We start from the raw sequence: 18,051 nt of genomic DNA on the forward strand, positions 1-18,051 counted from the left end.
TCCCCCTATTCTTCATTAAACTCTATGTCGTCGTATTCTTCGTCTTCTAAGCTCTCAGTCTCTCTCAAATTGTCGAGGCTGTATTCCCCTTCTTCGTTGACATCGTCTTCATCATAGTCAACGCCAAGAGTGCTCATTTCTTTTGTAATTGAATTTAAGTCTGATGGCTCATCTTCCAAATCATCCTTAAGTTCAACTTCATTTTTATTTTCATCCAAGACTTTGACATCAAGTGCCAAAGATTGTAGTTCCTTAATCAAAACTTTGAAGGATTCAGGTACGCCTGGCTTAGGAATATTTTCACCCTTAACAATTGCTTCATAAGTCTTTACACGACCGACAATGTCGTCTGACTTAACTGTGAGCATTTCTTGAAGAACATGGCTGGCGCCGTAACCTTCGAGGGCCCAAACTTCCATTTCACCAAATCTTTGTCCACCAAACTGTGCCTTACCTCCAAGAGGTTGCTGAGTGACCAGTGAGTATGGACCAGTTGAACGAGCGTGAATCTTTTCATCGACCATGTGGTGGAGTTTAAGCATATACATGTAACCGACTGTTGCAGGGTTGTCAAACTCTTCTCCAGTCCTACCATCTCTTAGCTTAATCATACCACTTCTTGGATAACCAGCTTCATCCAAAGCCTTCATAATGTCTTCTTCATTAGCCCCGTCAAAAACAGGTGTTGCTATATGAAGACCAAGCTTTTTAGCTGCAAGTCCCAAGTGAACTTCCAATACTTGTCCCAGGTTCATACGTGAAGGAATACCTTGAGGGTTTAATACGATTTGAATAGGTGTACCGTCTGGTAGAAATGGCATATCTTCTTCAGGTAAAATCCTGGAGATAACACCCTTGTTACCGTGGCGACCGCACATCTTGTCCCCAACCATAATCTTTCTCTTGGTTGCAACATAAACCCTAACAGTTCTGTTTACTCCTGGTGGCAGTTCGTCTCCAGCAGCCCTTGTGTAGCTGCGAACGTCAACTACAATACCAGTTTCACCATGAGGAACCTTTAGAGATGTATCTCTAACTTCCCTAGCTTTTTCACCGAAGATTGCTCTCAGGAGCCTTTCTTCAGGAACGAGTTCAGTTTCACCCTTTGGTGTAACCTTACCAACCAAAATATCTCCACTTGTAACTTCAGCACCGACTCTGATAATACCTTCTTCGTCAAGGTCTTTTAGCATGTCGTCGCCAACGTTTGGAATATCTCTGGTGATTTCTTCTGGTCCTAATTTTGTATCACGTGAGTCGATTTCGTATTCTTCAATGTGAACTGAAGTAAATACGTCATCAACTACCAATTTTTCATTTATTAGAATAGCGTCTTCGTAGTTATAGCCTTCCCAGGTCATAAAGGCAATCAAAATATTTTTACCAATAGCCATTTCACCCATATCAGTAGATGGACCATCAGCTATAACATCGCCCTTCTTAATCTTTTCTCCTTCTGCTACAATCGGTCTTTGGTTGATTGTAGTTCCAGAGTTAGACCTTCTGAATTTATCTAATTCATAGGTATCTGTTTTCTTATTTTTATTCTTAATAACAATTGTCTTTGCATCCACAGATTCAACAACACCGTCTTCCTTGGCTACAACTACAACGCCTGAATCAACAGCAGCCTTGTATTCAATGCCTGTGCCAATTACAGGAGCTTCAGTTGTAATTAGTGGAACTGCTTGACGTTGCATGTTTGCACCCATCAAAGCACGGTTAGCGTCGTCGTTTTCGAGGAAAGGAATAGAAGCCGTACCAACAGCTACAATTTGCCTTGGTGAAACGTCCATGTAATCGATATCTTCACGTTTAAATACGTCGATTGCACCCTTGATTCCCCTTGCAACAATCCTATCATTTACAAATCTATTGTCCTTATCAAGCTCTTCATTTGATTGAGCTATAATCATTTTATCTTCAACATCTGCCATCAAGTAATCGATTTCATCTGTTACAATTCCTTCAGGTTTCTTAACCTTTCTATAAGGAGCTTCGATAAAACCATATTCATTGATGCGAGCAAAAGTTGTAAGCGATGTCATAAGACCAATGTTTGGTCCTTCAGGTGTTTCGATCGGACACATCCTACCATAGTGGGAGTTGTGAACGTCACGAACTTCAAAACCTGCCCTGTCTCTGGATAAACCGCCAGGTCCTAGAGCCGACATCTTTCTCTTGTGAGTGAGTTCTGATAGAGGGTTGGTTTGGTCCATGAATTGTGAGAGCTGTGAAGAACCAAAGAATTCTTTCATAGCTGCTACAACAGGTCTGATATTGATAAGAGCTTGTGGTGTGGCATAATCCATATCTTGGATAGTCATACGCTCTCTGACAACTCTTTCCATCCTGGCAAGACCAATTCTAAATTGGTTTTGCAAAAGCTCACCAACTGATCTAATGCGTCTATTGCCAAGGTGGTCAATATCATCTACAAAACCGAAATCATCAAAAAGCAAACAGGCATAGTTTACAGCTGCTATAACGTCTTGAACTTCGATGTGTTTTGGATAGAGCATTCTGATGTTTTTTCTAACAGCATCTTCCAAATCTTCCTTGGTCTTGATTGATTCATCAGCAAGTAGGGCTTCCATCACAGGATAGTTTACCTTTTCCTTTACGCCCAAGGCTTCCAGGTCAACCCTGTCTTTATATACATTAACATCGACAAAGTGGTTGCCAACAACCTTTAGCTCTTTGCCATTGTGCATAACATAGCAGAAATTAATTCCTGCATCTTCTATTTGTTTAGCTTTTTCGAAGTCAAGAGCCTCTCCTGCTTCGAATAAAATTTCTCCAGTGTTTAAATCCACGACATCTCTGGCGAGATTGCATCCTTTAATCCTATTGGCAATTCCCAGCTTTTTGTTGAAAGTGTATCTTCCAACCTTAGCTAGGTCATATCTCTTGTAATCAAAGAACATATTGTACAAGAGACTGGTTGCAGATTCCTCTGTAGCTGGTTCACCAGGTCTCAATTTTTTATAAATTTCAAGGACAGCGTCAGACTTGTTTTCAGCAACATCTTTTTCCAAGGTCTTCCTGAGCACTTCAAAATCGCCGACAGCTTCAATGATATCCTCATCGGTCTCGACTTCAAAAGCTCTTAATAAAGTTGTAATAGGAACCTTCCTTGTCCTATCGACCCTTACGCTAAGTGTCCCAGTTGTATCAGTTTCAAATTCCAGCCATGCACCCCTGTTAGGAATCATTTGGCCTGAAATTAAAACATTACCATTCTTGTCAAATTCGCTGGAAAAATAAGCACCAGGGCTCCTTACCAATTGACTGACGATAACGCGTTCAGCCCCGTTAATGATAAATGAACCGGTGTCTGTCATTATAGGAATGTCTCCCATAAAGACCTCTTGTTCTTTTACTTCTCCAGTTTCTTTGTTAATTAGCCTAACCTTTGCTCTTAGACCTGCAGAGTAGCTGGCATCTCTAAGCCTAGCTTCAGTTTGTGAATACTTAAACTCATCATCAATCTTGTAATCCACAAACTCCAAAATAAGATTTCCTGCATAGTCTTCGATTGGACTAATATCTTGAAAAACTTCTCTAATTCCTTCTTCTAAAAACCATTTAAAAGAAGAAGTTTGAACCTCTAGTAAATCAGGTAAGTCTAAAGCTTCCTGAATTCTAGAATAACTCATCCTTGTTCTCTTGCCGTATTTAACAGGATGTACCATATGAACCTCACCTCTCAACAAAAACATATCAAAAAGAAAAATCTTTAAGATTAACTCGTCGCGGACATCTAAAAATGGCGATACGAATCCACTTTTAATGTATCATCTATTCATGATAACATATTCAAAAAAAAATTGCAATAGTTATTTTATAAACTCTTGCAATTTTTTAATTTATTTCTATTAAAAATTTTAAATTTCTTTTTGATAGACCCTATAGGTCTTTGATATCTTTGCGCCAGCCTTTAGGATATCATTTAGCATTGGCATATTGTAATCCCAAATTGTGCTGCCTTCTATTTTTTTATAGCCTTTTTTTATGGCGTTATCCATAATTTTGAAATATATAGCTTGAGTGACTCCCTTGTTTCTGTATTCTGGAACTACGAATAGAACAAAAACCCTCATCTGATTAATTTTTCTCTTATTATATAAAAATTTTAAAATTGCAAAAGGATTTTTCTTTCCATTCATCTTTTTGAGCACTTGATTGTAATCCGGAACAGCGATATTAAAAGCAATCGGTTCGTCTTTTTCATTCCTTGCTATATAAATAAAATCCGCGTCGGCTAGTGGTGCAGCTGCTGCAACAATATTGTCTATCTCTTCGCGACTCGGCGGCATCAGATCTACCCAGTCTTTGTTGTTGGGCATACCTTTTTTAATAACTTCTGATACATCCAGCGCATCTTTTTTAATGCCATCTTTGTCTAGTCTAAATTTATCCAATCTAAACTTATATTTTTTCATGGCGTAGGGAATAATTTTTGCATATCTGTCAACAACTTTTTTGTCAGGGCTTCCATCAAAGGCATAGCAATCATGGTATTTGCTAAAGCCCGCATCCAAGACTTGGTCATTGTAGTATTTAAAATTGTAGACATTTTGTATCATTGGTGGCTCATCAAAGTTATCCAATAAAAATCCTCGATTGTCGTCTCCACCTGGAAGTGACATAGGCCCTTTCAATAAATTTGACCCGTGGTCTTTGGCCCATTTGGAAGCTTGATCAAACAAGGCCTTGGAAACTTCTGGGTCATCTATGCATTCGTATTGTGAAAAATATGAATCCTTAACCCCATGATATTCATTTAACTCTTCGTTTAAGCCAACCAAAATTCTACCAGCGAGTTTATCATCTTTTTTGGCTAGATACATGATGCTTTCGCCAACTTCATTTACCGAGCTGGTCTTTCCTGTAATATATTTTTTGTAGTCACTAATTAAAGGCGGTACCCAATTATCCTCGGCCTTGTAAAGGTCAAAAGGCAACATGGTAAAGTCATCAATATCCTTCTTGGTCTTTACCTCATATATCTCTATCATTTTATTTTCTCCATAATCTCTTTGGTAGTTTCAGGGACATATTTGGAATAATCCTTGCCCTCAGCCTCCAGCTCTCTAACCTTTGAAGCCGAAACTATCTCTCCATCAATTGCATAGCGATCGATTTCCACAAGTTCAAAAAGTGGATGTTGACGCTTCTTTAACTCTTCATTATATATTGCAGTCATATTGTCAAAGGGCTCCTTAGCAACATATCTTTGTCTTATACCTAAGTCCTTAGCAATCCTGGATACAAAAATTTCTGCATCTAAGCTTGCATGAGCGCGAGCAATATCAGTGTCGTCTTTTAAGAAATAGCTTGGGAAGGTCATATCCGAAATAATAAACTTACCCCCAGGCATAACCTCGCACCAAATATCTGTGAGCCCATCTTCAACCATCTTAAACCTATCTTCAAAAGAATACTTACTCTTGTTTTCTTCAACCACAAATATAATTACATTTGAAATGCTTCTGGCTGCATACTCAACAAGCTTCCTGTGCCCCCAAGTAAATGGGTTAGCATTCATAACAATGCAAGCATTAAACTTGCCCGAATCGTTAACTCTTTGAATAAAGTCGTCGTACTCGTGAAAATTATCCAAGAGTAAAACAATCTGGTCAGTTTTTGCAAAAACTTCATAGCCCAGAGACTTAAACATTGATTCGTATTCAGGCTTGGTGAAAATATAAGTGGTCTCTACCCCGTTTCTATAAAGTTCATCCTTTATATGACTTATCATCTTTGGCAGATAACCTTCCTCCTGGTATTTGTTATCCACGGCCAGCAGTTTTATAACATTTCCCTTGTAGGCACCACTTGCAATAATCTTGCCCCGGTCTCTCATAACAAAAAATTCATCTGCATCTTCAAAATGGATTCCTTGGCTTTCCAAAAATTCCTCAAAAGCCTTTTTCTCAAAGTCTAAATCCATACTTATTTTATCAATAGCTATTATAGAAATACTACCACCCCTCCTTCTTCAGCGTAGGTCGACGAAAGTCCATTCATACTAGTGATTTCAATTGGTCTTGATGGGAACAATTCAATCAGCCTATTTTTTAACTCTAAAGCAACTTCAGCTGCATTTGCCTGAGAAATTACTATCGCGTATTCACAAACCTTATTGCCGTATTCCTCGCATTTTTTTATAAGACCATTTATGGTCCTCTTTAATCCTCTTTCAATTGAGAGCGGAGAAATTTCTCCATCCTTGTTTCTGGCTATAAGCCTAATGTTTAAAACCTTGGAAAGCTTGCCCACGATTCTTGGCAGCCTGCCGTTTCTAGCTAAATTGTTTAGCGAGGACAGAGCAATCAGAGTGATGGACTCATCAATTTTCTTTTCAGTCTCTGCAACAACCTCTTCAAAGCTCTTGCCCATGCCCACAAGTTCGTCCACTATCAAAGCCACTCCAGTTTCACCTGCAGTCGCAGACTTGGAATCAAAGACGTGAACCTTTGCCTCAGTATGCTTTTCCAAATACATTTGCTTTGCAATCATAGCGGATTGATAAGCTCCGCTTAGCTTGCTAGTAATGGTAATAACATATATCTCGTCCCCCTTCATCCTCTTTAAAAATTCATCAGGTGAAGGACAAGCCGTTCTAATAACATCTGAAGAATTATCCATGGTCTCAAAAAAAGTTTCCATATTTAAATTCTCATCGTCTATAAAATCTTTACCATCCATCGTAATTATAAAAGGCACCACAGAACATTCCATTGACTTGATCATGTCATCAGTCAGTTCGCATGATGAATCAACTATCAATTGTTTCATACTAGTTCTCCTCTTCAATAATAGCCTTTAAATTATTGGCTTCTACAATTATTTCTCCAATCGGACTGCCTTCTATCATAATTCTCACAAACTTTTCAGTTCCAGAAGGCCTAATTATAATCCTGTAGTCAGGGTGCCTTTCAAGTAAATCGTCAATGGCCTTGCTAATATTTTTATTTTCCTTGTAAGTTTTTTTAATCTCATCACTTGCATCTGCGTTGACGAGCACTTGTGGATAATCTTGGTATAGCTTACCAATAGTCGAAGCCTTCTCACCACGTTTTTTAAGCATATTTAAAATAATAATAGCGGTTTGCAAGCCATCGCCCATGGTTAAATGGTCTAAAAATATAATGTGGCCAGACTTTTCTCCGCCCAAGACCATGCCATTTTTTCTCATGGCCTCCATTACATACTTGTCGCCAACATCTGCTCTGATGAGTTCAATATCGTGGTCTTTTAAATATTTTTCAAAAGCCCCGTTGCTCATACTAGTGGTAACAACACCATTGTTTGAGAGCCTGACCTCTTCTTTGAGGCAAAGGGCCCCGTAGCAAATGATGTGGTCTCCATCAAGGACATTGCCATCTTCATCCGCAAAAATAACTCTGTCGGCATCTCCGTCAAAAGCAATACCAATATCACAGCCCTCATCTTTGGTTAACTTAGCAATCTTTTCAGGTGCAGTTGATCCAGTATTGTCATTTATATATCTGCCATTGGAATCACAATTTATTTTTATAAGCTCTGCGCCCAGTTCCCTAAAAACTTTTGGCGCAATCTCACTCATAACTCCATTGCCTGCATCGATCGCAATCTTCATGCCCTTAAAGCCATCTCCTGCCAGGCCTTCCAAGTGGATTAAATAATCGTTAAATAAGTCCTTGGCAATTGAAACTTTGCCGAGCTTATCGCCATCAGCGGTCTCGGCTTCCAGGTTGTCAATCATATTTTCAATTACGATTTCTTCATCGTCAGTCAACTTATAGCCATCAGCACCAATTAATTTTATTCCATTATACATATATGGGTTGTGGGATGCGGAAATCATAATCCCCATGCCATAGCCATGTGTCTTTGTTATATAAGCGACACCCGGTGTGGAGATAACTCCCACCTGGTCGACGTCTACACCCTCAGCCATAAGCCCTGCGGTAATAGAAGCCATAAACATAGGAGACGAAAGCCTCGTATCCATACCAAGCACAACTCTCTTGTTCCCTTCTATAAACTTACCCACAGCCCTAGCTAGTTTGTATGCAAATTCATTTGTAAGTTCAGTATTTGCTATTCCTCTAACTCCATCTGTGCCAAAATATTTTTTCATATTCCCTCCACTTTGGAATTCCTTTGCAATACTCAGAAGGCTTTCCCGGTCGTTTTTTAAACCCAGCTCAACAAGGTCTTTGAGTTTGCCCAAAGCCTTGCCAATTTTAACGCCCTCTTTGTATCCAATATTTATTAAATCATTGCCGTTAATGCAAATTTCATTCCCTTTATTAAAATCTTCTTCTTGGCTAATATTATCTAACATTTTGTACAATTTGTCAATTTTTTCAAGGTCCTCGCCACTCGCCGACAAGGAATCGGCATAGAGCAAGGACAAAAAATTATAAATATCGTCGCCAAATTTATTTCTCACCCGTCTAACGCCGCGTAGGCCAATATTGGGATCAGCATTCATATGGTTTTCAATATACTTGCTAGCCTTGTGAGTGGTCGCCTTTGGATATTTTAAATCCTTTAAAATCCTCCTGGCAGTTTGTGCGGATTTTTTATCGTGCCCATAATAATGAGCACTTCCATCCGCAAATACCTCTTGGCAAGAGGGCTTTTCAATATCGTGCAAGAGGGCCGCCAACCTGGTCGGCAAATCCTTATTAGAAAACTTTACCACCCTTATCATGTGATTGTAGAGGTCATATTTGTGGTGATGATTGAGCTGGTCATAATCGTAAGTAAATTTATACTCAGGTATAATCCTCTCCAAGAGTCCAGTTGACCTCAAAAGATCCAAACCCAAAATAACATTGTCGGACAGCAAAATTTTATTAAACTCATCCCTAATCCTCTCCGTCGACAATTTATAAATCAAATCTGCATTTCGACGAATTGACCTCAGAGTTTGGCCCTCAATCCTAAAGTCCAGTTGGCAGGCGAAGCGAATGGCCCTTAGCATCCTCAGTGCATCTTCCCTGAAACGCCTGTCGGGATTTCCCACACAGCGAATAACTTTTTTATTGAGGTCATCTCTGCCAGAAAATTTATCTATAATATTCCCATCCTTGTCCATGGCAAGAGCGTTAATAGTAAAGTCCCTCCTAATCAAGTCATCATCAATAGACTTTGAAAATCGGACTTTGCTTGGCCGCCTGCCATCTTCGTAGGCCGACTCAATCCTATAAGGGGTAATCTCAACTCCCTTTACAGTTACAGTTCCCATTTTTTTATTTACCATAATGGAATTTGGAAAAAGTTTTTTGAGCTCCTTGGGATTTAAAGAGGTGGTAATATCGTAGTCGTGAATTTTTCTTTTTAAAAGATAATCACGGACTGCCCCGCCAACCACGTAAGCAGAATTATTAGTATCTTCAATTTTATTTAAAATTTTATATACATATTCATCCATCATAATAAATTTATACCCATCTGCACAAAAAAAGACCCGCTTAAATCTAAGCGAGTCTTTCGATTGGTATATATTATTTTCCCATAGGGCTGTTTAGAGCATAATAAATTATCAGAGCTGATACAAGTAGTAGGGATGAAATCCAAGCGACTTGACCAATGCCAATGTGATCTACCTCTTCGTCTTGCAAGTCCAAGGCCTTTTTTAATCTTGGAACTATTGGCAAGGCCACAAATGTTAGTGCAGAGTTTAAAAGTCCTTTAAAAATATTAAATGGAAGTATAGCTGGTAGCAACAACTTTTTAACTTCTGCAAATGGAACCTTCATATAAATTGGTGTGATAACAATATTCCATGCTATCATTATAAAGGTCATAACAAGTGTACTTACAAGTAGGGCTACAGCTGTCCACTTGGTGTCGTCCTTGCGGTTAACCATAGTTGCAAGTGGGACGATAAAGGCCGCTGAACCTACAAAGTTCATCAGTAAACCCCAAAAACCTGTGTCCGAAACTGTAAAAAATTCTACCAAACACACAACAGCGGTCACCAAAAGTGATGGGACCAATCCAAAAATTAATGTCGTGATGGCAAGGACAGCGTCCTTAGGATCGAACTTTAAAAAAAGTACAATTGGAATCCTACCAAAAACCATTACAAGATAACTGATGGCTGCACACATGGCAAGTGCAGTCATTTTTTTCGTTGACATTTTCATCTTCATTTCCTCCTTTTGATTGAGGGCATAAAAAAAGCCCCAAAATACAAGGGGACCTCTTCTCACATCCGGACTATAACCGTCGGTACAGGAATCTAACCTGTTCTGCGTCTCTTGACGCTCGTGGACTTTACCACCGGTAAAGGAATTGCACCTCCCCCTGAAGATGATTAGAGTATAGCACTCACGAGTCCATATGTCAAGAGGAAAAGGTGGTTTTTAAAAAATAAATTTAAAAGGGCCCTTCGGCCCTTATATTATTGTTTTTCATCTGGTTTTTCATCAGGTTTTTCATTTTCTTTATTTTCATTATTTTCCTCTGTACCCTCACCATTTTCTTCGCCCGGTTTTTCATCTGGCTTTTCTTCTGGCGTTTCTTCAGAGTTTTCTTTGCCTATGATATTTAATTTTATCTTTGGCGCTCCGGTTAAACTGAGCGATGGTTTATCTTTGATTTGCAATTTAAGATTGTAGGATTCCTCGCCAAGTTCTGCGTTTTCCAAGTTAACCGCCAAGACCACGTCGCCAGTGTTTAGAGCCTTGAGTTCTTTTTCGTAACCGCGGACAGTTATATCCACAATTGTTGGCAGTGAACTGAGGTCTATGCTTAAATGCTCTGGAAGATTTTCAAATTTTATTTGAGACTTGTCCACAGCAAAACGCTTGGTAGTATATTTTTGAATTTGATAAGTCAAAGAATAAGAAATGCTTGGATCAATTGCCTCCATACCCTCAGGAATAATTGGTGTGAGCATCTTTTCATCGCTTGAAACCAATTCTTCCATATTAATTGGCTCGGTCTTAATGGTCTTTGGCACAATAGCATTTTCATCTATAATCTTAACCGCAATTGTTGGTGGGTTGACGTGCATAAGTGTCGTTTCAAAATCCACTGGCAAATTACCAACAGTGCTCGGCTCAATAACAAGCACCGCCGTCTTATAAATTGGCACACTAATTGTAACTACATCTGGCTTGATGCTGACATTGGATAAGCGGTTGCCATTTGCATCCACTGCGTAGAGAGGATTTGTAACTGTAAAGCCCTTTTCCTTGCCATCTACATCTATATTTGTCCTAATGCTATCAATAATACCAATTTGACTTGCAGGTCCTGTAACCTGAACCTTAGGCGATGATAATTGATTGTCGCCCTTCATATAATTTTCCATAGGATTGCCCTTGGTATCAACTTGGACTTCAAAATCCCTTGAGACAACTTTATCAATATTTACAATTATAGATGGCGGACTAATAGTATCCACACTAACCAAGCTGCTGACCCCTTCCAAATTAACATCAATTGGAATTCTGGTGTTGCCAGCTCCGTAGCCTTCCAAGTCTACACTTGCATTTATCATATCAGCACGAACTTTTTCCAGCTCATTTTTCTTACCCCGCAAGGTAATATTTACAAATTGATCTTCCTGAGTCATGAGTTGGTTGTCGCTGTCCCTCAGCAAGTCTGCATTTAAAAACTTAACGCGAACATTTCTAATAATCTTTCTTTCATCTGGATTTTCGATTGTCATTACATATGACCAAAGCAAAACTGCAATGACAAGGGACATTATTTTAGCGACCAGATTCTGATTCTTGCGATTCTTTTGATTGTTCTTCTTTTTCTTTAGCTTCATTAAATTCACCCTTTATCTTTGCAATAAAGCCTAGCTTTTCTTCCTTTGGATCATAGACCTCACGCAATTTTTTGCGCAGAGTTTCTTCGTCCAAATATCTTGCAATCTCTCCATTTTCGCAGCAAGAAATGCCGCCTGTCTCTTCACTGACAACTATAACCATGCAGTCGGACCTCTCCGATATACCCAGAGCCGCCCTATGCCTGGTGCCCAGTTCTTTTGAGAGCCTATTGTTATCAGTAATTGGCAAGAAACACGCCGCTGCCTTTACAATATCCCTATCCACAATAACAGCCCCGTCATGAAGGGGTGTATTTGGAATAAAAATATTTATCAAAAGACCCATTGAAACAAGTCCGTCAATCTTGGTTCCCGTTTCAATTATATCTTCAAAACCCGTTTGCCTTTGAAATACAATCAGGGCTCCAATCTTTTGCCTGGACAGTGAATTGCAAGCTTGGACAATCTCTTCGATAACTCCATCGTACTGGTTGTCGTTATTTGTCCCAAAGCGTTTGCCTATAATCTTGCTCCTACCGATGGACTCGAAAGCCCGTCTGATTTCCGGCTGAAATATAACAACAATAGCTATCAAACCAGCACCCAAGAGCCAGTTTAAAAGCCAACGTAAAGTATAAAGTTTAAACCACTCTGATAGCTTGGTCACCACCAAGAGAATTACAAGGCCCTTGGCCAGCTGTTCGGCACGCGTTTGCTTGACGAGCTCGTACAGCTGATAGACGATAAAAGCTATTATCAAAATGTCAATAACATTGTTGAATCTAAAATTTCTAATAGATTCTCTCATTGACAAGAGTGTATTTTCTAATGAAAAACCCATAGTAATCTCCTAAATTAGTTTCTTAAATTCATCCTTAAATTCTTTGAATAGTTCAATAGCGTCTTCTATTGGTTGAGGTGAATTCATATCGACTCCTGCGCGTTTTAAAACGTCGATTGGATCCAAGGATGAGCCTGATCTCAAGAATTCAAGATACATATCTCTTTCCTTTTCTCCACCATTTAAAACCCTCTTTGCAAATGAAAGAGCTGCAGAAATTCCTGTTGCGTATTGGTAAACATAGAAATTGTAATAGAAATGTGGAATCCTTGCCCATTCGTATTTGATGAAGTCATCCTTTTCCATGCTTGGTCCGTAGTATTTTTGGTTGATCTCTTCGTATTTGTTTGACAAGAAATCTGGTGTCAGGGCTTGTCCGCTTTCATAAGCCTTGTAGATTTCCATTTCAAATTCAGCAAATTGTGTTTGCCTAAAGAGCGTTCCCTTGATTGAATCCATAAAGTGGTTCAAGATAAATTTCTTTTTCTTTGGATCGTCCTTCCACTTGTCTAATAGATAGAAAGTGAGGAGAGATTCATTCATGGTTGACGCAACTTCAGCTACAAAAATCGAATAGCCAGAGTAAATATATGGTTGGTTGCCCCTGGAATAAAATGAGTGCATGGAGTGGCCCATTTCGTGAGCAACTGTAAAGACATCATCAAGGGTTCCGTGATAATTGAGGAGCACATAAGGATCTGTCATGTAAGATCCGCTTGAGTAAGCGCCCCCGCGTTTGCCCGGTGTTTCAAATACGTCGCACCATCTGTCTTCAAAACCCTTAGTTAAATCTGCAATGTACTTGTCGCCAAGTGGCTTAAGTGCATCCAAAATTATTTCCTTGGCTTCTTCAAAGGTAAATTTCACATCCATATCTTCGACTAGGTTTTTGTAAACGTCGTACATGTGAATTTTATCTAAGCCCAAAACTTTTTTACGAACGTCAACATAATCGTGGAGTTCTACCAAGCCTTCGTTTACAGTTTCGATCAATTTATCATAAACTGAAACAGGAATTGTGTTGTCATATAAAGCTGCTTCCCTGGCTGACTTGTATTTTCTTAAAGATGCTTCAATAGCAATAGCCTTGGTATTGGCATCCAATGTGCTGGCCAAGGTATTTATGTGGTCCTTGTAAACATTATAGTAAGCTTCGTAAACATTCTTACGGTCTTCCAAATTTGCTTCTGTTAGTAACGGAACAAAGTTGCCGCTGGTGAGTTCCACATCCTTGCCATCAACGCTTACCACAGGGAATTTCATATCTGCAACTGTAAGCATTGAGAACGACTTGGAACCTGCATCGATAACAGGGGTAAAGCTTGCGATAATTCTCTCTTCAGCTTCACTTAAGGTGTGGTCTTTAAATCTTAAAATATTGTCCAACCAACGCTTGTAAATCTTAAGTTCATCGTTTTCAACAAAGCCCCTTAGCTTATCCACATCTGAGGATAAAATTTCTGGTACTAGGAATGATAAGCTAGCCCCATAGTTAGCGTAGAGAGCTGATAGCCTATCGCTTAGAGCCTGATACTTGGCATCGCGGTTGTCCTCGTTAAATCTATTTGAAATATAAGTTGATACAAGGCCAAAATTTGTCCCAATATCTTCGTATAGCTTAAGCATTTCCAAAAATGTATCTGCGGATTCAGCTACTCGGCCCTTGAACTTTTTAAAATCTTCTATCTTGCCTTCGATTTCCTTTAGTTTTTTGTCCAAGTCCTCGTCATTTGTAAATAATTTTTCCAAACTCCACTTATACTTTTGATCAATCTCATCTCTTGATTTAAAATTGTAATCCATACTTCCTCCTACTTCCTTTTGTTAATATTATTCTGATTATAAAGGCACAAGTGACTAATGGGGCACTCGTGACACATGGGCTTTCTGGCCTTGCAAATATAACGACCATGAAAAATTAAAACATGGTGCATCTTGGTCCAAATTTCTTTTGGCAGAGCTTTCATCAGAGCCTCTTCAGTCTTTTCCACATCCTTCTCATGGACCAGACCAATCCGATTTGAAACGCGAAAGACGTGCGTATCCACTGCAATGGCCGGCAAACCAAAACAGTTTGACAAAACAACATTGGCCGTCTTCCTCCCAACACCCGGCAGCTTGGTCAGCTCTTCCATGGTGTCTGGCACTTTAGAATCATAATCGTCAACCAAAATATGACAGGTCTCCATAATATTTTTGGATTTTGAATTAAAAAATCCTGCCGTCTTGATATAATCTTTGAGCTTGTCCATGCCCATGTCGATAATAGCCTGAGGCGTGTTCGCCTCCTTAAAAAGCTCCTGGGTAATCATATTCACCCGGACATCCGTGCACTGGGCCGACAAAATCGTCGCAATCAAAAGTTCAAATGGCGACTCATGGACCAGCTCGCACTCGGCGTCAGCGTGGAAGTCCATCAAAATATCTGTGACCTCTTGGATCTCAGCCTTTTTTAATTTTCTCCTCATAACCAATAAGTCTCCTTTGATACAATATCCAGACCGAAATTCGTCTCAATAAAATGGATAACATTTTCATTCACAGAGTTCAAATGCGTGTTCGAATTCGACACAGCCGCAAAACCAATAGTCAAAAAATTCAAATCATCCTGACTATCGCACTCGGCAATTGAAATCTTAAATTTGTTTTGAACCTTCCTTATAAGAGACTCGCGAATACTCCTCTTCTCTTTCAAAGAATGCACATCCACCAGCCTAATAATAATTTCGCTTGCAAGAACCTTCATAATTATCCCTATAATAAGTATAACATCAAGGCCCAAAAAAATCTAGCAAGAGACCAAGTTTTTTAAAAAAATTCTGCCTTGATTTTTAAATATATACAATGTGTTTGACATTCTATAATATATGGTGTATTATAATAGTAACAGTACTCGACACGCCTCTTTACAATGCGGACCAAGTCGGGTCTTTTGATTATAAGGAGCAAATATGAAAAAAATCTTACCAACTTTTGAGCATATCAAATAGATATGCTTTTTTTATAGTTTAACTAACTTTGTAAATCTATCAAGAGACCAAGTTTTTTAAAAAAATTTTTGCCTTGATTTTTAAATATATATATAATACAATTAAGGTAGAAAATAAAAGACTTGGAGGTTAATATGATTAATGTTTTAGATAAAGGCTATGTGCGTTTAGTTGACACAATGGGCTCAGACCTAACAGTTGTAAACGCAGCCAGAGCCAGCTTCGCCAAAGAAAGCAAAGAACTAGACGAAAAGGACGAAAGACTGATTGCCTACTTGGCCAAACACGACCACACATCACCATTTAGACACGCCATCTTGCAATTTGAAGTCTACGCTCCACTAATGGTGGCCCGTCAATGGTGGAAATATATTATTGGCAGCTCACATTTGGAAGGCATCGGCGACACCATGAATGCTTGGAACGAATCCTCCAGACGCTATGTAACCATGGAGCCAACCTTCTATGTACCGACCAAGAACGAATGGAGGGGCAAACCCGACAACAACAAACAAGGGTCGCTCGGCCCAGTCGATGATGAACTCGGAGCAGAATTCACAGAAAAATTAAACAAATACATCAAAGAAGGCGTTGACCTCTACGAAGAAGCCATGGAACGCGGCATCTGCGCTGAAGAAGCCAGACTATTTTTGCCAGCCTATGGCATGTACGTCTCATGGTATTGGACAGCAAGTCTCCAATCAGTTGCACATTTTATCAAGCAACGCACAGACTCCCACAGCCAATACGAAATCAGACAATACGCACAAGCGGTCAAAGAACTCGCCATGGAAAAATTCCCCCTCGGCATCCAAGCCTTCTTGGACATGGACAAATAAAATAAAATGAAAGAAAAAGAAAGAGGCAGTACATTATGTGCTGCCTCTTTTTGTGTGGAAATATTTTTGATTACATTATTAATACCAATGGTACTTATTTTAAAATAATTTCGTATCTATATAAATAAAAACATCTCAATCCCACAAGGGAATTTCGATGTTTTTCGGTCCACATAAAGATGGACCCTACCGCCGCAAAGCGATTTTTGGATGTTTCCTATGGTATTAAATATATTGTTTGTAAAAATTTATATTCTGAAAATATTTTATGGCTCAATACATATATTACAATCACGATTTTTCAGAACGTTTGTAGGGGCTACTTTATGTAGCCCGAAAAGTCCCGCCCAAAAGAATTTTTCCTAATTGGATGCAACAATCTGAGGAGAATGTAGCCCGAAAAGTCGCGCCCCAAAAGTCCAAAAGTCTCGTCAAAATTTACACACGATATTAATAATATTTAGGAGGATAAATTGATGAGGGCCGTAAGATTCACCAATCTAGCATCGTTATCACTCGCTCTCTTGGGAATCTCTGACACGAGACCTGCTAGCCAATCAACTTCGCCTTTTCGAAATTTCTTGGCGACCATAAAGGATCGCCCCTACAGGGAAATTTTAAGGCTCGTTTCTTGGGCTAGGGCTTCGAAGTGAAATATAATTTTCAGCGACGCAGGTGTACTCAAACGTACATCGAGGAGGGGAAAATTGTTTTCACAAGAATGTCGCAATTTACACCCTAAATATCCCTAAATATTAAAAAAGAGGGGTTCTCTTTCTCCCCCCTCTCTCTACATATCATCTTCGACTTGGATTTCTTTCGATTTACCGTCCTCGTTCTTTTCTTTATAAACCGTGAGCACAACCAACCTTACATTTTTCCTTTCGTATGTGCAGGTTATGAGGGCGATTATCTTATCGTCCTCCTCTAATTCATAACCAGAATCGTAAACTGCATTGTCCTTGATCAGCTTATAAAATCTTTGCATTTTTTCAAAGGAATCATAATCCTTTGGATTAATATATGTTTCGCCCGAGATAATCCCCGCTACAACAGCCTTGGTCTCAAACTCGCCCTCCTCTGTTGTAAAGGTAAAATCCAAATGCTCAGGCTCTCTCTTAAATTCATGGAGAGTCCCAAACATAGTCTTGTTATCCATCTCGTGCCCGTAAATAAGTACAAGCGGATCGGCAATATTTTGGTTTCTGTAATCCATAAATATTGCCCCCGCTACATTTCTCTTACCCGTTGCAGCAGTGTAAAGATATTTATAATTATCTTTTGCCTGCACAATCGGATAATCAATACTGCCGCCGTCAGATATCCACGCAATTATATCTTCGTTGACAGATTTGAGTTGGCCAAAGTCGATTTCATAATCGTCTTCCTCATCCTCCTCAATATCCTCGTCCACCTTGACGGCGGCCTCCTCTTTGACAGGTTTTAAATCCTTCAAATCAGAATAAATTTGTATTGATTCCTTTTGATCGGCCTTGGTATGAAGAAAGTCGTAAAGCTTGTAGGCAAAAAATATTGCAACTACGATTATTAAAATATTTAATAAAAGCTTACCCTTCTTCATAACTACCTCTC

General features: G+C 39.2%; 13 protein-coding genes and 1 riboswitch. Of the genes, 1 reads left to right on the forward strand and 12 read right to left on the reverse strand.

Annotated elements, in window-relative coordinates:
* Window positions 1-5: 5 nt before the first annotated feature.
* The 11 genes from rpoB to CUU59_RS08370 form a co-directional block, all read right to left on the reverse strand.
* Window positions 6-3,695 (reverse strand): DNA-directed RNA polymerase subunit beta, encoded by a 3,690-nt coding sequence (gene rpoB, locus CUU59_RS06110; protein WP_099951087.1) that lies wholly within the window; start codon window positions 3,693-3,695, stop codon window positions 6-8.
* 192 nt (window positions 3,696-3,887) lie between these two features.
* Entirely contained in the window at window positions 3,888-5,021 is a 1,134-nt protein-coding gene (locus CUU59_RS06115; protein ID WP_099951088.1) for a hypothetical protein, read from the reverse strand.
* Entirely contained in the window at window positions 5,018-5,956 is a 939-nt protein-coding gene (locus CUU59_RS06120) for a [citrate (pro-3S)-lyase] ligase (protein WP_099951089.1), read from the reverse strand. Before CUU59_RS06120 ends, CUU59_RS06115 begins: the two co-directional genes overlap by 4 nt.
* A gap of 20 nt (window positions 5,957-5,976) precedes the next feature.
* Window positions 5,977-6,804 (reverse strand): DegV family protein, encoded by an 828-nt coding sequence (locus CUU59_RS06125; RefSeq protein WP_099951090.1) that lies wholly within the window; start codon window positions 6,802-6,804, stop codon window positions 5,977-5,979.
* A 1-nt stretch (window position 6,805) separates the two neighbouring features.
* Complete coding sequence (glmM, locus tag CUU59_RS06130; protein WP_099951091.1) at window positions 6,806-9,436, reverse strand: phosphoglucosamine mutase; 2,631 nt, start codon at window positions 9,434-9,436, stop codon at window positions 6,806-6,808.
* Window positions 9,437-9,506: 70 nt separating this feature from the next.
* A complete protein-coding gene (locus CUU59_RS06135) occupies window positions 9,507-10,145 on the reverse strand; it encodes an ECF transporter S component (protein ID WP_169922878.1) in 639 nt (212 codons plus the stop codon).
* A gap of 58 nt (window positions 10,146-10,203) precedes the next feature.
* Window positions 10,204-10,323, reverse strand: a riboswitch (FMN riboswitch).
* Between the two features lie 85 nt (window positions 10,324-10,408).
* Entirely contained in the window at window positions 10,409-11,788 is a 1,380-nt protein-coding gene (locus CUU59_RS06140; RefSeq protein WP_099951092.1) for a CdaR family protein, read from the reverse strand.
* Window positions 11,727-12,629 carry a diadenylate cyclase CdaA gene (gene cdaA / locus CUU59_RS06145; RefSeq protein WP_099951093.1) on the reverse strand — a complete coding sequence of 301 codons (903 nt, stop codon included), beginning with the start codon at window positions 12,627-12,629 and terminating at the stop codon, window positions 11,727-11,729. The genes CUU59_RS06140 and cdaA overlap by 62 nt, the downstream gene beginning before the upstream one ends.
* Before the next feature lie 9 nt (window positions 12,630-12,638).
* Window positions 12,639-14,432 carry an oligoendopeptidase F gene (gene pepF / locus CUU59_RS06150; protein WP_099951094.1) on the reverse strand — a complete coding sequence of 598 codons (1,794 nt, stop codon included), beginning with the start codon at window positions 14,430-14,432 and terminating at the stop codon, window positions 12,639-12,641.
* An 8-nt stretch (window positions 14,433-14,440) separates the two neighbouring features.
* The gene (gene nth / locus CUU59_RS06155; protein ID WP_099951095.1) at window positions 14,441-15,097 is read right to left on the reverse strand and encodes an endonuclease III; all 657 of its coding nucleotides are present in this window, start codon (window positions 15,095-15,097) and stop codon (window positions 14,441-14,443) included.
* Entirely contained in the window at window positions 15,094-15,375 is a 282-nt protein-coding gene (locus CUU59_RS08370) for a DUF503 domain-containing protein (RefSeq protein ID WP_099951096.1), read from the reverse strand. Before CUU59_RS08370 ends, nth begins: the two co-directional genes overlap by 4 nt.
* 378 nt (window positions 15,376-15,753) lie before the next feature.
* Between CUU59_RS08370 and thyX the strand changes: the two genes are divergently transcribed.
* Entirely contained in the window at window positions 15,754-16,458 is a 705-nt protein-coding gene (gene thyX / locus CUU59_RS06165; protein WP_099951097.1) for an FAD-dependent thymidylate synthase, read from the forward strand.
* A 790-nt stretch (window positions 16,459-17,248) separates the two neighbouring features.
* Here thyX and srtB read toward each other — a convergent pair.
* Window positions 17,249-18,040: a class B sortase gene (srtB, locus tag CUU59_RS06170; RefSeq protein ID WP_099951098.1), complete on the reverse strand. Its 792-nt coding sequence runs from the start codon at window positions 18,038-18,040 to the stop codon at window positions 17,249-17,251.
* Window positions 18,041-18,051: the final 11 nt, after the last annotated feature.

Source organism: Ezakiella peruensis, from assembly GCF_900215725.1.
Classification (GTDB): Bacteria; Bacillota; Clostridia; order Tissierellales; family Peptoniphilaceae; genus Ezakiella; species Ezakiella peruensis.